Raw genomic sequence first — 14,030 nt, 5'->3', positions numbered from 1 at the left:
CACCCGTTCCCATACCGAACACGGAAGTTAAGCTCTCTAGCGCCGATGGTAGTTGGGACCTTGTCCCTGTGAGAGTAGGACGTTGCCAGGCTTGTATTATTCCGCAGTAGCTCAGCGGTAGAGCTATCGGCTGTTAACCGATCGGTCGTAGGTTCGATTCCTACCTGCGGAGCCATTATGCTTCCATAGCTCAGCTGGTAGAGTACTTCCATGGTAAGGAAGAGGTCACCGGTTCAAGCCCGGTTGGAAGCTTGGAAAAAGTTTTAAATTTTTGGCCCGTTGGTCAAGTGGTTAAGACACCGCCCTTTCACGGCGGTAACACGGGTTCGAATCCCGTACGGGTCACCACTTTTGGAGGATTAGCTCAGCTGGGAGAGCACCTGCCTTACAAGCAGGGGGTCGGCGGTTCGATCCCGTCATCCTCCACCATATATATTTTAAATGTCGGAGGGGTAGCGAAGTGGCTAAACGCGGCGGACTGTAAATCCGCTCCTTCGGGTTCGGCAGTTCGAATCTGCCCCCCTCCACCATTTTCTTTAAAATAACCTGAGAGGGTTTATTTTTTTGAAAAGATAACCATACTAGTAAATATTAATGGGCTATAGCCAAGCGGTAAGGCAACGGACTTTGACTCCGTCATGCGCTGGTTCGAATCCAGCTAGCCCAGCCATTTACGAGCCATTAGCTCAGTTGGTAGAGCATCTGACTTTTAATCAGAGGGTCGAAGGTTCGAATCCTTCATGGCTCACCATTTTCGCGGAAGTAGTTCAGTGGTAGAATACAACCTTGCCAAGGTTGGGGTCGCGGGTTCGAATCCCGTCTTCCGCTTTATTACTAAGGGGCCTTAGCTCAGCTGGGAGAGCGCCTGCCTTGCACGCAGGAGGTCAGCGGTTCGATCCCGCTAGGCTCCATCTAATAGAGAAGCTTACATCATATGATGTAAGCTTTTTTTGTGTTTAAAAAGACAACTTTCATATTTGTCATTTAAAATGGAGAAAACGCGAAAATAAAGGGTGGAGATAATTGTGAAAGTTGTTATTGCATCTGATTCATATAAAGAAAGCTTAAAAGCTATAGAAGTATGTGAAGCTATTGAAAGAGGTTTTGGAGCAATTTTTCCTAAAGCAGAGTACATAAAAATACCAATTGGAGATGGAGGGGAAGGAACGGTTGATTCACTTGTAGATGCTACAGAGGGAAGGATTATATCACTTCATGTGACAGGGCCACTTAGAGAACGTGTACAAGCCTTTTACGGTATGTCTAAAGATAAAAAGACAGCGTTTATTGAAATGGCAGCAGCATCAGGATTACAACATGTTCCGGTTAAAAAGCGAAATCCACTTATTACAACGACTAAAGGAACTGGAGAGCTTATACTACATGCGCTAGACGAAGGAGCTGAGCAAATTATTTTAGGACTTGGCGGAAGTGCTACAAATGATGGCGGAGCAGGTATGTTGTCAGCTTTAGGAGTCAGGTTTATAAATGGAAAAGGGGAAGTAATAGAGCCATCTGGAGGAACGTTACATTCGATTGTCGCTATTGATTTTTCAAGCTTGGATTCACGCTTAACGCATATAAAGATAGAAGCAGCATGTGATGTAGATAATCCGTTAGTTGGAATAAGGGGAGCATCTTTCGTATTTGGGAGGCAAAAGGGTGCGAATGCAGAGATGATGAAAGAGCTGGATGAGAATTTAAAGCATTATGCGAATATCCTTAAACAATACTTATCTTGCGACGTATCTAAAATGCCTGGCGCAGGAGCTGCAGGAGGAATGGGAGCAGCTGTTATTGCAGTGTTAAAGGGAAGCTTGCGGAGAGGAATTGAAATTGTATTAGACTATACAAATTTTGATAAGCATATAGAAGGTGCAGATTTAATTATAACTGGTGAAGGGAGAATAGATGAACAAACAGCATATGGAAAGGCCCCTGTAGGTGTTGCGGAGCGTGCAAAGCATTTTCATATTCCTGTCATTGCTATTGGAGGATCTGTATCTCCGAATTATCCAGCTGTTCACGAAAAAGGAATCGATGCAGTATTTAGTATTACAGCAAGTCCGATGACATTAGAAGAGGCATATAAAGTAGCGGAAGAGAATATCGAAATGACAGCAAAGAATATTGCCGCAGTATGGAAAATAGCATCAGAAAAACACTTCTAAATGTAGGAGTGTTTTTTATTATTATCTAATAATAATGATGGTAGTTGTTTCATTAGGTTAACTTTATACATAGAATAGTCTTAACATTTGGATTTTAAAGCGGATATAAGTGAATAATTTGTATATCCATACAGAAAAATGTCGAGTTGAGTCAGACTATATAAAAGATTTAAAATATTTAGTGAAGGCACAAAAGGGGGATACTATCTATGAAAAAAGAAATTTCGGTTATTGGAGTTCCAATGGATTTAGGACAGATGCGTCGCGGAGTTGATATGGGGCCGAGCGCAATCCGTTATGCAGGCGTAATTGAAAGAATTGAAGAAATTGGATATGACGTTAAAGATATAGGAGATATATGTATAGAGAGAGAAAAAGAAGTAGATGTAAATACAAGCTTAAGAAACCTTACACAAGTTGCAACTGTTTGTAACGAATTAGCAAGTAAGGTGGATCATATTATAGAAGAAGGACGTTTTCCACTTGTATTAGGTGGCGATCATAGTATCGCTATTGGTACATTAGCTGGTGTTGCGAAACATTATAAAAACTTAGGTGTTATTTGGTATGATGCACATGGTGATTTAAATACAGAAGAAACTTCACCATCTGGAAATATTCATGGTATGTCACTTGCAGCAAGTTTAGGGTATGGGCATCAAACGCTTGTAGATTTATACGGGGCATATCCAAAGGTGAGAAAAGAGAACGTTGTAATTATTGGTGCACGTGCATTAGATGAAGGAGAAAAAGACTTTATTCGCAATGAAGGTATTAAAGTATTCTCAATGCACGAGATTGATCGTATGGGTATGACAGCTGTTATGGAAGAAACTATCGCGTATTTATCTCATACTGATGGTGTGCATTTATCATTAGATTTAGATGGCCTTGACCCACATGATGCACCAGGAGTTGGAACGCCTGTAATTGGTGGCCTATCTTATCGTGAAAGCCATTTAGCAATGGAAATGTTAGCGGAAGCTGATATTGTTACATCAGCTGAGTTTGTTGAAGTAAATACTATTTTAGATGAGCGAAATAGAACGGCAACAACAGCAGTTGCTTTAATGGGTTCTTTATTCGGTGAAAAACTAAAGTAAATGTAAGAAAAGCAACTGAGAAGTTGCTTTTTTTATTTGAAAATAAGCGTATAATAATGATTTATATTATACTGTACGATAATAATGTTTGACATCTTACCAATTTAGACTAAAGGGGGTTGTTTGTAATTGTTGTTTGTTTCATGTATGGTATAATTAACTAGTTGTTGGAAATACATACAGATAGAGCATAAAACAATATTTCAATATATGGATAGAATTGCTCGTAAGTAGGAGGAAGGGTTAGCATGCCTTTTGAAGATACGACCATTTTGAAATATCTTAGTACGGTATTAGATATTGCCGTTGTATGGTTTATTATATATAAGCTAATTCTCATAATCCGAGGGACGAAAGCTGTTCAACTTTTAAAAGGGATTACAGTTATTATTGTCGTTCGGATGATCAGTATTTTCCTTGAATTGCATACGCTTTATTGGCTGACTGAGCAAGTATTAACGTGGGGATTTTTAGCCGTTATTATTATTTTTCAGCCAGAATTGCGAAGGGCACTTGAGCAGCTAGGACGCGGGAGTTTGTTTTCGCGTGTTGGAACTCATGAGGATGATGAACCTGAAATCGTTGCAACAGCGATAGCGAAAGCAACGGAATATATGGGAAAACGTAGAATAGGTGCATTAATTACTTTGTCTAAAGAGACCGGTATGGGTGATTATGTGGAAACAGGTATTCCGCTAAATGCAAATGTATCATCGGAATTACTCATTAATATTTTCATTCCTAATACACCTCTTCATGATGGAGCAGTTATTATGCAAGGAAGTACCATTAAAGCAGCAGCTTGTTATCTTCCGTTATCGGAAAGTCCTTTTATCTCTAAGGAGTTAGGAACTAGACATCGTGCTGCAATGGGAGTTAGTGAAGTTACTGATAGTATTACAGTAGTTGTGTCGGAAGAAACAGGTCAAATTTCTTTAACGAAAAATGGTAAGTTGCATCGTGATTTGAAGACAGAACAATTGAAAGATATGTTGTTAGCTGAATTTAGTGCGAGCGAAAAAACGACTTCTTCGTCTTTATGGAATTGGAGGAGAAAGCGTCATGGATAAGTTAATGGAGAATCATTGGTTCTTAAAGGGGATCTCATTACTATTGGCGTGTATGCTTTTTATGTCAGCGACTTTAACTGAAAAAAATACGACATCGGGGATACTACCTTTTGCAAATGATGCGAAAGAAACATTAACTAATTATGCTATTACCCTTAAGTATGATGAAGATAAATATATTGTAAGTGGTATTCCGGCAGAGGGCGTTAAGGTAAAGTTAGAGGGCCCAAAAGCAGCAGTTGCTACAGCAAAAGCGAAAAAACAATTTGATATACCAGTTGATTTGAGAGATAGCGAAAAAGGAACTTATGAAGTTTCTTTAAAAACGAACGGCCTTCCAGATGATGTGAAAGGAACAGTTCAGCCATCAACAATTAAAATTACGCTACATGAAAAAGCGAGAAAATACGTTCATGTAGACTTAAAGTTATCAAATGAGGATCAAATGCCAGCGGGTTCTACTCTCGAAAAATCAAACATTAAACCTGATACTGTCGAGGTAGTTGGGACGAAAGAAGAAATTGAAAGTATTTCATCTGCAAAGGCTTATATTGATTTAAAAGGTGTTAATAAAACTGTTACAAAAACAGCCGAAGTTACATTATACAATAAAGAAGGAAAACGTTTAAATGTAAGAACGAGTCCATCTAAAATTAGTGTAACATTGAATGTGGCGACGCAAGCTACGGCCAATAATACTGAAAAAACTGTTCCTGTAACGTATACAAAAAAGGGGAGTTTACCAGAAGGATTGGCCGTTACAAATATTAGCGTTGAGCCGAGTGAAGTAACGATAGCAGGTCCAAAAGATATATTGGACAATATACAATCGATAGAGGGGGTCGAAGTAGATCTTAGTCAATTGACAGAGTCTACAACATTCGATACCTCTGTTTTATTGCCAAAGGGTGTAACAAGTGCAAAACCGAATCAAGTGAAGGTTTCAGTAGGCGTGCAAAAAGCAAAACAAACGAAAACAAGAACGATTGATGGTATATCAATTCAAAAAAATGGACTTTCTAAAGATGTTACGGCTCAGCTACTTTCGCCGCAAGATGGGAAGATAAGCGTTGATATTTCAGGAGAAACAAGTATAGTAGATAAAATAACAGCTGCTCAAATAACAGCAGCGATTAATCTGCAAAATGTAACTCCGGGGACGAAGGATGTTTCTATTCAAGTAAGCGGTCCTGGTAATATTTCAATAGAGCCAAAGCAAAAAAGTGCTAAAGTAACAATTGTGAAGAAAGAAAATCCAGATAAAGAAGTACAGGGTAACGGTGAAAAACCAGATTCAAATAATAACCAAGATAATCAAGCTGAAAAACCAAAAAATCCTGAACCTGAACAGAAGCCTAAGCCTGACACGGAACAGGGACAAAATAAAGATAAAGAAAAAGATAAAGATAAAGAAACTAGTCAAGAGCCAACAGTAGATAATCAAAAAGAGCTAGAAAAAGGAGCGAATCATAATGGGTAAATATTTTGGTACAGATGGAGTACGTGGGGTTGCGAACCAGGAGTTAACACCTGAATTAGCGTTCAAAATTGGACGTTTTGGTGGTTATGTATTAACAAAAGATACAGATCGTCCAAAAGTAATTATTGGCCGTGATACACGTATATCAGGACATATGTTAGAAGGAGCTTTAGTAGCGGGTCTATTATCAACTGGAGCAGAAGTAATGCGCCTTGGTGTTATTTCTACACCAGGTGTTGCTTATTTAACAAAAGCGTTAGATGCACAAGCGGGTGTTATGATTTCTGCATCTCATAATCCAGTACAGGATAACGGAATCAAATTCTTCGGTTCTGATGGTTTTAAATTAACAGATGAGCAAGAGGCAGAAATTGAAGCTTTATTAGACAAAGAAGTTGATGAGTTACCACGTCCAACAGGTACGAATCTTGGACAAGTGAGTGATTATTTTGAAGGCGGACAAAAATATTTACAATATATTAAACAAACTGTAGAGGAAGATTTCTCTGGTTTACATATCGCTTTAGATTGTGCGCATGGTGCTACGTCTTCTTTAGCTCCATACTTATTTGCGGATTTAGAGGCTGATATTTCAACAATGGGAACTTCACCAAATGGTATGAATATTAACGATGGAGTAGGTTCTACACATCCAGAAGTATTAGCTAAATTAGTAAAAGACAAAGGCGCTGATATCGGTCTTGCTTTTGATGGTGATGGTGACCGTCTAATCGCTGTAGATGAAAAAGGAAACATCGTTGATGGCGATCAAATTATGTTTATTTGTGCGAAGTACATGAAAGAAACTGGTCAATTAAAGCATAATACAGTCGTTTCAACTGTTATGAGTAACTTAGGTTTCTACAAAGCACTTGAAGCTAACAATATTACAAGTGATAAAACAGCAGTTGGTGACCGCTACGTAATGGAAGAGATGAAGCGTGGTGGATATAACCTGGGTGGAGAACAATCAGGTCATATTATCTTACTTGATTACATTACAACTGGTGATGGAATGTTAAGTGCACTTCAACTTGTAAACATCATGAAAATGACGAAAAAACCATTATCTGAGCTTGCAGGAGAAATGACGAAGTTCCCGCAATTACTAGTAAATGTTCGTGTAACAGATAAAAAACTAGCATTAGAAAATGAAAAAATTAAAGACATTATTCGTGTTGTAGAGGAAGAAATGAACGGTGATGGCCGCATTCTTGTTCGTCCATCTGGAACAGAGCCACTTATTCGTGTAATGGCAGAAGCACCAACACAAGAAGTTTGTGACGCATATGTACATCGTATTGTAGAAGTTGTGAAAGCTGAAGTTGGCGCTGAATAATTCAATAAACATATGAAAAAGGAGCACAATAAGTGCTCCTTTTTCATATGTTTTATAGACGATGAAAAAAATTTCATTGACGGTTTATCCATGTTTGTTATAAGATGGTCTTGTTCTTTTTCTCAAAGGAAATATTGTAAATTATAGAAGCGCCAGAACTACAAGTAGTGTAGTTGACGAGGTGGAGTTTATCGAGATTTCGGCGGATGACTCCCGGTTGTTCATCACAACCGCAAGCTTTTACTTAAATCATTAAGGTGACTTAGTGGACAAAGGTGAAAGTGTGATGAGAGAAAAGGAACGGATACAAACTAGCTGTATAAGTATATACGGACTTAAACCCAATCGAGAGGAAGGTGAAAGCCGTTACAAGCTTACAGGGCTAGCAATATGTAATCCGTTTTTTTTAGTATAAATAAAAATGGTATCGGACTATGTCGTTACATGTTCGCAGAGCAATGTAAGCATTTGTAACGGCGACTAAACATGTGTGGAATCGTAGGATTTATTGGAGAACAAGATGCAAAGGAAATTTTATTAAAAGGTTTAGAAAAGCTAGAATATCGTGGATATGATTCAGCAGGTATTGCAGTACAAGCAGAGAACGGTGTTGTTGTATACAAAGAAAAAGGCCGTATTGCAAAACTTCGCGAAATCGTAGATGAGAACGTAGCAGCAAGCGTGGGAATCGGTCACACACGCTGGGCTACACATGGTGTTCCAAGCAAAGTAAACGCGCATCCGCATCAAAGTACATCAAAACGCTTTACACTAGTTCATAACGGTGTAATTGAAAACTATGAATTAGTGAAAAAAGAATATTTACAAGATGTAACGTTCGTAAGTGAAACTGATACAGAGATTATCGTACAGCTTATGGAACAACAAGTGAGCACAGGACTAAGTGTAGAAGAAGCGTTCCGTAATACGCTATCTCTTTTACATGGCTCTTATGCAATCGGATTACTTGATGCTGAAAATCCAAACATGATTTATGTTGCTAAAAACAAAAGCCCGCTATTAGTAGGTGTTGGTGACAACTTTAATGTTGTGGCGAGCGACGCTATGGCGATGTTACAAGTTACAGATCAATTTATTGAGTTAATGGATAAAGAAATCGTAATCGTAACAAAAGAAAGTATTACAATTAAAAACTTACAAGGTGAAACGATTGAACGTGCACCGTTTACAGCGGAATTAGACGCAAGTGATATTGAAAAAGGAACATACCCTCATTTCATGCTTAAAGAAATCGATGAGCAACCACTTGTAATCCGTAATATAATTCAAAAGTATCAAGATGAAAATGGCGAAATTGAATTAAATCAAGACATCCGCAATGCGATTTTAGATAGCGATCGTGTTTACATCATTGCATGTGGAACGAGTTATCATGCAGGTCTTGTTGGAAAACAATTTATCGAGAAGTTTGCAAAAATGCCAGTTGAAGTGCATGTAGCAAGTGAATTCTCTTATAACATGCCATTATTAACAGAAAGACCATTCTTCATTTACATTTCACAAAGCGGTGAAACAGCTGATAGCCGTGCAGTACTTGTACAAACAAATGAAATGGGTCATAAAGCATTAACGATTACAAACGTACCTGGTTCTACGCTTTCTCGTGAAGCTGATTACACACTTCCGTTATACGCGGGACCAGAAATCGCAGTTGCATCAACGAAAGCTTACACAGCACAGCTTGCAGTACTTTCAATTTTAGCTGCGGACATTGCTAAAGCAAAAGGTGAAGTTCTTGATTTCGATTTAACACACGAATTAGGACTTGTAGCAAATGCAATGATAGAACTTTGTGATCAAAAAGAAGAAATGGACGCATTAGCAAAACAATTTTTAGCAACAACGCGTAACTGTTTCTTCATCGGACGTAGCGTAGACTTCTACGTAGGATTAGAAGGTGCGTTAAAGCTAAAAGAAATTTCTTACATCCAAGCAGAAGGATTTGCTGGAGGAGAATTAAAACACGGTACAATCGCCTTAATCGAAAACGGTACACCAGTTATCGCACTTGCTACACAAGAGCACGTAAACCTTGGAATTCGTGGTAACGTGAAAGAAGTAGTAGCACGCGGAGCTAACCCATGTATCATCTCAATGAAAGGCTTAGAAATGGAAGGTGACAGCTTCGTATTACCAGCTGTACACGAAGCACTAGCACCGCTAGTAGCAGTTATTCCATTCCAACTTATTTCATACTACGCAGCACTTCACCGCGAGTGTGACGTTGATAAGCCACGTAACTTAGCTAAGTCTGTTACTGTTGAGTAGGAGATTGGTAGGTTAATAAATATATGAATCGGTACCCCTTTAGATAGTGTATCTAAAGGGGTATTTTTTATTGAAAAAGAAAATCTAAAATTGGTAGGTGGATAGAATCCTACTAATTAAAGTTTTGCTTTATCAGATTCGCTTTCATTTATCTGAATCTTCAGCTATTATTTTGGATATGGGTGAGCAATTTTCTTTATTACGACAAGAAGAGACGATAGATTCATGGACATTACAAGGGGGCTTATTATATGAAAGTGAAAGAAAAAACATATTTAAGTATAGAAGAGATTATTTCATTACCGGCCTTATCAAGTGCAAACATAAGTGATGATGGCAAAAACGTAGCATTTGTTAAGAAGACCGCTAACTGGAAAGGCAATACGTATAGAAATCATGTATGGATATATGAAAAGGATAAAGAGCAGAGTTACCCACTAACAGATGGGGATATAGATAGTACACATCCATTATGGTCTCCAGATTCTAAGATTATTGCATACCTTAGCCCAGGTGGTGACGGGGCTAATACAAATCAGATCTTTGTTAAGTCAATAGACGGTGGTAGTGAGGTTCAAATTACGAATGAGAAGGATGGAGTTAATACATTCAAATGGGAGCCTACTGGTAAAGGTTTTTATTATATTGCACAGTCAAAAGAATGTGAGGAAATAAAGAAACGTAAGGAACTATATGGAGATTTCCACCATGTAGGTAAGGAACATCGAAATAATTCTTTATACTACATTGAGATAGAAAAGGTAATACAAAATGATAAAGAGGAGCGCGAGATTAAAGGTGTTTATCAACTAACGGATGGTAAGGATTTTTATATACATAACTTTGATATTTCAAATGATGGGAAAAAGGTTGTATGTATGGCTACACCAAGCTTAAACGATTATATGAATGGTGAGCTCTACATATTAGATGTTGAAGCTGGAGAACTACAAAAAATGAATATAGATAAGTTGTTAGGAGCGAGCGTCTGCTTTTCTCCTGAGGGCAGCAAAATATGTTACGCAGCAAGCATAAGAGAGAAGGATTACTATAGAAATCATATACAAGATAATACATTAGAGATATATGATAGGAATACTGGAGAGGTAATTCAACCTTTAACAAACTTTGATAGTACGGTTATGCCATTACAGTGGACAGCTAAAGGGATTTTAATTAGATGGCAGGATAAAACGAATTACCGTATTGGCTTGCTATGTGAGGATGGCACTGTGGAAATGTTAAGCGAAACAGTAGATGGTTTTATAATGGATGCCTCTATAACAAGGGATGGTAATCATATAACATATACTAAGGCTATAACAAATGAAACCTTTGAAATCTATTTGGATGATAAAAAAATAACGAATGAAAATAGCTTTTTCGAAGGCAAGCTTAAAAGTAACAGGGAAATCATCTCATGGAGAAGTAGTGATGGTCTTGAAATAGAAGGTGTTCTATCAACTCCAGTAGAGTTTGATACAAATAAAAAATATCCCTTATTAGTAGTAATCCATGGTGGTCCGAATTGGGCGTCCTTTCCGATATTTTCAGACTGCTTCAATGAGAAATATCCGATTGAACAGTTCGTTGAAAAAGGCTTTATCGTTTTAGAACCAAACTATAGAGGAAGTTCTGGTTATGGTAATGAATTTTTAAAAGCAAACTATAGAAAACAAGGATTTGCTGATTATGATGATATTATATCTGGAGTGGATCAACTAGTAGAAAAAGGGATGGTAGATAAAGAGAGAGTAGGAGTTATGGGATGGAGTAACGGAGGATATATATCAGCTTTTTGTTCTACATGCAGCAGTAGATTTAAAGCTATTTCAGTTGGGGGCGGAATTACGAACTGGGGTACCCATTATGTAAATACAGATATCCCTTACTTTATTAGCATGTATTTAGGAAATACTCCATGGAATGATCCAGAGATATATAAGAAAACATCGCCAATGACATATATTAAATCAGCTTGTACGCCTACGATAATTCAACATGGAGAAAAGGATGTAAGAATTCCAACTACAAATGCATATGAACTATATGAAGGATTAAGAGAAATGGAAGTTGATACAGAATTAATTATATTTAAAGGAATGGCATATAGCTCGGATCAGCCAGGAATGAGAGTAGCTATTATGAGGCAGAACTTGATGTGGTTTTCACACTATATTCTTGGAGAAAGCATGAAAGGTTTTCGTACTATATAATGGATATATGTACAGGGTTTTTTCGTTGTAAACTGTATACAAACTATCATTGAAAAAATTTAAATGATTATAAGGAAAAGTAATTCGGAGGATTAATATGACAGAGAATAAAAATAAGTTATCTGTAGAACAACGTGAAGAACTATTAAAAGCATTACAAGCTCGTTTTGAGAAAAATATGAACCGCCATGAAGGTCTTGAATGGGCTAAAGTTGAAGCGAAGCTGGCTACTAATATTGAAAAATTATGGTCAATTAACGAAATGGAAGTAACTGGCGGTGAGCCGGATGTTGTTGGTTATGATGAAGAGAAGGACGAGTATACTTTCTGTGATTGTTCAAAGGAGAGTCCTAAGGGACGCAGAAGTTTTTGTTATGATCTTGAAGCGTTAGAGGCAAGAAAGAAACATAAACCAGAAAATAACGTTATTGATGTGGCAGCTGCTATGGGCATTGAATTATTAACGGAAGAACAATATCGGGAGTTGCAACAACTTGGGGATTTCGATATGAAATCATCAAGCTGGGTACAAACTCCTTCAGACATTCGAGAACTCGGTGGCGCTCTATTTTGCGATTATCGCTTCGGACACGTTTTCGTGTACCACAATGGAGCAGATTCATACTATGCTGCTAGAGGATTCCGCGGTTCGTTAAGAGTTTAAATTTGGAGTAAATAAGAAAAGAGCCTATACGTAGGCTCTTTTCTTATTTATATTTTAAAAGTAACTGTTACTACGCAGTTTTACTTAATTTATATGCTTCATGGTTGTTTTTACGGAAAAGTTTAGGGAAAACATAGCCATCTAATCCAATGCGTCCAGCGTTATGACCTGCAACTAAAATGAACATAGTTAAAATAAGTAGATTTGGGTTTACACTAACAGTTCCACTTAGTAAAAATGAAAGGTTCATTATAATTCCAAAGAATGCAGCAGTTTTTGTTAATCCGCCTAAAATTAAACCTAGACCTACTAAAATTTCTCCCCACTGAACTAAAAAGCTAAATAGGTCTGCGTTTGGAAGAACAAAGTGTTGAAGGAAGTCTGCCCACCAACTTTGTACGGCAGGGTGGTCACCCGATGCTTGAGCGATAGCGCCCTTTAGAAAACCACTTGCATCAAAAGATTGTCCGAAAACTTTACCTATCCCAGCAGCGAGCCATGCATATCCTATGTAAAATCTTAAAAATAATAATATGAAAGCAGCACGCTTATCAGTTCTTAAAAAATTGATAACCATTGAAATCCCTCCAATATTTTATTTACATGTTTATTATATATCCATTGTGAAAAGATTCACAATGGATAAAGTGTGAACAAAAATTGTGATTTTTCATTTGTACATAAAGTATTTGGAAATGTATTGTTTGGAGGGTGAATAATACATGAAAGGCATATAACAATCATATGTTATATGCCTTTTCTATTATATATTTAGTAATTTATTTAGGTAATGTAAATTTAACTTTTTTACCTTGTGAAATATCTTTAGCTTCTTTATTTCTCATAGGTCCTAACTCAATCTCAAAGCTTTTGTCTTTCCAAATCTTTTCATACTGCTCTTGATCTAAAATATATACTTGTAGTAACTCTCCAGATGTTCCTGTTTTAACTGCAGCGTTGTAGTCGTAATTTAGTAGCATACCTTCATTAATCGTATACTGTGTCCCATCATTCACTCTCAATGTAGAGCTTATAGGAGACAGTGAAACGTCTTGAGCATCTTTGTTATCAGGTTTGAATTTTACTGTTAATAGAACGAGACCGTTTTTAAAATTTGCAAAGCGTGGAGCTTCGACAGAATTTGGTGTGAATTGAGTGAATTGGTATCCGTCTAATGTAACATTAACAGCGCCTAATTCTTGGCTGTTATTAATACTTGATTTCTCTAATTTGACTGCTGAAGAATTAGATAAGCATTACATGGTAAATATTCGAGCGACTACGTTGTTAAGTAGTCAATTTGCCCGAGGGTTTGATAAGAAATCTGGTGTTAGAATTGTGAATATGACGTCGGGGCAATTTCAAGGGCCTATGGTTGGAGAACTGGCGTATGCAACAACGAAGGGAGCTATTGACGCTCTTACGAGTTCGTTGTCAGCTGAGGTAGCTCATTTAGGAATAACAGTGAATACAATTAACCCAGGTCCAACTAGTACAGGGTGGATGACTGAGGAGATAAAGCAAGGGTTAAAGCCGATGTTTCCTTTTGGTAGAATTGGTGAGCCAAGGGATGCAGCAAGACTCATTACATTTTTAGTAAGTGAAGCAGCGGAATGGATTACTGGACAAGTTATTCATTCTGAAGGTGGATTTAAAAGGTAAAAAGAAGGTATCTCACCTTGGTGAGATACCTTCTTT

9 protein-coding genes, 9 tRNA genes, 1 rRNA gene and 3 pseudogenes are annotated in these 14,030 nt (G+C 37.6%); 20 read left to right on the top strand and 2 right to left on the bottom strand.

The annotated features are described in order from the left end of the window. The 19 genes and pseudogenes from rrf to MR115_RS24600 form a co-directional block, all read left to right on the top strand. A 5S ribosomal RNA gene (gene rrf / locus MR115_RS24690) occupies positions 1-91 on the top strand; the annotation flags it as partial. Positions 92-100: 9 nt separating this feature from the next. Next, a tRNA-Asn gene (locus tag MR115_RS24685) sits at positions 101-175 on the top strand. Positions 176-179: 4 nt separating this feature from the next. Then, a tRNA-Thr gene (locus MR115_RS24680) sits at positions 180-252 on the top strand. A gap of 21 nt (positions 253-273) precedes the next feature. Continuing rightward, a tRNA-Glu gene (locus MR115_RS24675) sits at positions 274-348 on the top strand. 5 nt (positions 349-353) lie between these two features. Beyond that, positions 354-429, top strand: a tRNA-Val gene (locus MR115_RS24670). Positions 430-446: 17 nt separating this feature from the next. Next, positions 447-530: transfer RNA gene (locus tag MR115_RS24665), tRNA-Tyr, on the top strand. Positions 531-595: 65 nt separating this feature from the next. Beyond that, a tRNA-Gln gene (locus MR115_RS24660) sits at positions 596-670 on the top strand. A gap of 5 nt (positions 671-675) precedes the next feature. Further along, positions 676-751, top strand: a tRNA-Lys gene (locus MR115_RS24655). Between the two features lie 5 nt (positions 752-756). Continuing rightward, positions 757-828, top strand: a tRNA-Gly gene (locus tag MR115_RS24650). 10 nt (positions 829-838) lie between these two features. Beyond that, positions 839-911, top strand: a tRNA-Ala gene (locus tag MR115_RS24645). Between the two features lie 114 nt (positions 912-1,025). After that, positions 1,026-2,171 carry a glycerate kinase gene (locus tag MR115_RS24640; RefSeq protein ID WP_242243076.1) on the top strand — a complete coding sequence of 382 codons (1,146 nt, stop codon included), beginning with the start codon at positions 1,026-1,028 and terminating at the stop codon, positions 2,169-2,171. A 209-nt stretch (positions 2,172-2,380) separates the two neighbouring features. Next, positions 2,381-3,274: an arginase gene (gene rocF, locus MR115_RS24635; protein WP_242243075.1), complete on the top strand. Its 894-nt coding sequence runs from the start codon at positions 2,381-2,383 to the stop codon at positions 3,272-3,274. 248 nt (positions 3,275-3,522) lie between these two features. Next, the gene (gene cdaA, locus MR115_RS24630) at positions 3,523-4,344 is read left to right on the top strand and encodes a diadenylate cyclase CdaA (RefSeq protein ID WP_048528662.1); all 822 of its coding nucleotides are present in this window, start codon (positions 3,523-3,525) and stop codon (positions 4,342-4,344) included. Then, the gene (locus MR115_RS24625; RefSeq protein WP_242243074.1) at positions 4,337-5,824 is read left to right on the top strand and encodes a CdaR family protein; all 1,488 of its coding nucleotides are present in this window, start codon (positions 4,337-4,339) and stop codon (positions 5,822-5,824) included. Before cdaA ends, MR115_RS24625 begins: the two co-directional genes overlap by 8 nt. Beyond that, positions 5,817-7,163, top strand: a complete 1,347-nt coding sequence (gene glmM, locus MR115_RS24620) for a phosphoglucosamine mutase (protein WP_000521484.1) — start codon at positions 5,817-5,819, stop codon at positions 7,161-7,163. Before MR115_RS24625 ends, glmM begins: the two co-directional genes overlap by 8 nt. 286 nt (positions 7,164-7,449) lie before the next feature. Continuing rightward, positions 7,450-7,637: pseudogene (locus MR115_RS24615) on the top strand (hypothetical protein). Between the two features lie 12 nt (positions 7,638-7,649). Next, positions 7,650-9,452: a glutamine--fructose-6-phosphate transaminase (isomerizing) gene (gene glmS, locus MR115_RS24610; protein WP_097819838.1), complete on the top strand. Its 1,803-nt coding sequence runs from the start codon at positions 7,650-7,652 to the stop codon at positions 9,450-9,452. Positions 9,453-9,703: 251 nt separating this feature from the next. After that, on the top strand, positions 9,704-11,668 hold the full coding sequence (locus tag MR115_RS24605; RefSeq protein ID WP_242243073.1) for a S9 family peptidase: 1,965 nt from the start codon (positions 9,704-9,706) through the stop codon (positions 11,666-11,668). Between the two features lie 97 nt (positions 11,669-11,765). Further along, positions 11,766-12,332, top strand: a complete 567-nt coding sequence (locus tag MR115_RS24600; RefSeq protein ID WP_242243072.1) for a DUF4256 domain-containing protein — start codon at positions 11,766-11,768, stop codon at positions 12,330-12,332. A 70-nt stretch (positions 12,333-12,402) separates the two neighbouring features. Here MR115_RS24600 and MR115_RS24595 read toward each other — a convergent pair whose 3' ends face one another. Further along, positions 12,403-12,909 (bottom strand): DoxX family membrane protein, encoded by a 507-nt coding sequence (locus MR115_RS24595; RefSeq protein ID WP_242243071.1) that lies wholly within the window; start codon positions 12,907-12,909, stop codon positions 12,403-12,405. Between the two features lie 202 nt (positions 12,910-13,111). Further along, a pseudogene (locus MR115_RS24590) lies at positions 13,112-13,558 on the bottom strand (DUF5068 domain-containing protein); the annotation flags it as partial. Between MR115_RS24590 and MR115_RS24585 the strand changes: the two are divergent. Beyond that, a pseudogene (locus MR115_RS24585) lies at positions 13,551-13,994 on the top strand (SDR family oxidoreductase); the annotation flags it as partial. The pseudogenes MR115_RS24590 and MR115_RS24585 sit on opposite strands and share 8 nt — an antisense overlap. Positions 13,995-14,030 lie beyond the last annotated feature (36 nt).

This window comes from Bacillus cereus group sp. BfR-BA-01309, assembly GCF_022664315.1.
Taxonomy (GTDB): Bacteria; Bacillota; Bacilli; order Bacillales; family Bacillaceae_G; genus Bacillus_A; species Bacillus_A mobilis.
Note: the sequence above shows the minus strand (reverse complement) of the source record. Positions and strands in the feature narration are given on the sequence as shown.

What these genes read in the sequence shown, in the direction of transcription:
- rocF (WP_242243075.1), top strand. Translation starts at nt 2,381, where the DNA reads ATGAAAAAAGAAATTTCGGTTATTGGAGTTCCAATGGATTTAGGACAG.
- cdaA (WP_048528662.1), top strand. Translation starts at nt 3,523, where the DNA reads ATGCCTTTTGAAGATACGACCATTTTGAAATATCTTAGTACGGTATTA.
- MR115_RS24625 (WP_242243074.1), top strand. Translation starts at nt 4,337, where the DNA reads ATGGATAAGTTAATGGAGAATCATTGGTTCTTAAAGGGGATCTCATTA.
- glmM (WP_000521484.1), top strand. Translation starts at nt 5,817, where the DNA reads ATGGGTAAATATTTTGGTACAGATGGAGTACGTGGGGTTGCGAACCAG.
- glmS (WP_097819838.1), top strand. Translation starts at nt 7,650, where the DNA reads ATGTGTGGAATCGTAGGATTTATTGGAGAACAAGATGCAAAGGAAATT.
- MR115_RS24605 (WP_242243073.1), top strand. Translation starts at nt 9,704, where the DNA reads ATGAAAGTGAAAGAAAAAACATATTTAAGTATAGAAGAGATTATTTCA.
- MR115_RS24600 (WP_242243072.1), top strand. Translation starts at nt 11,766, where the DNA reads ATGACAGAGAATAAAAATAAGTTATCTGTAGAACAACGTGAAGAACTA.
- MR115_RS24595 (WP_242243071.1), bottom strand. Translation starts at nt 12,909, where the DNA reads ATGGTTATCAATTTTTTAAGAACTGATAAGCGTGCTGCTTTCATATTA.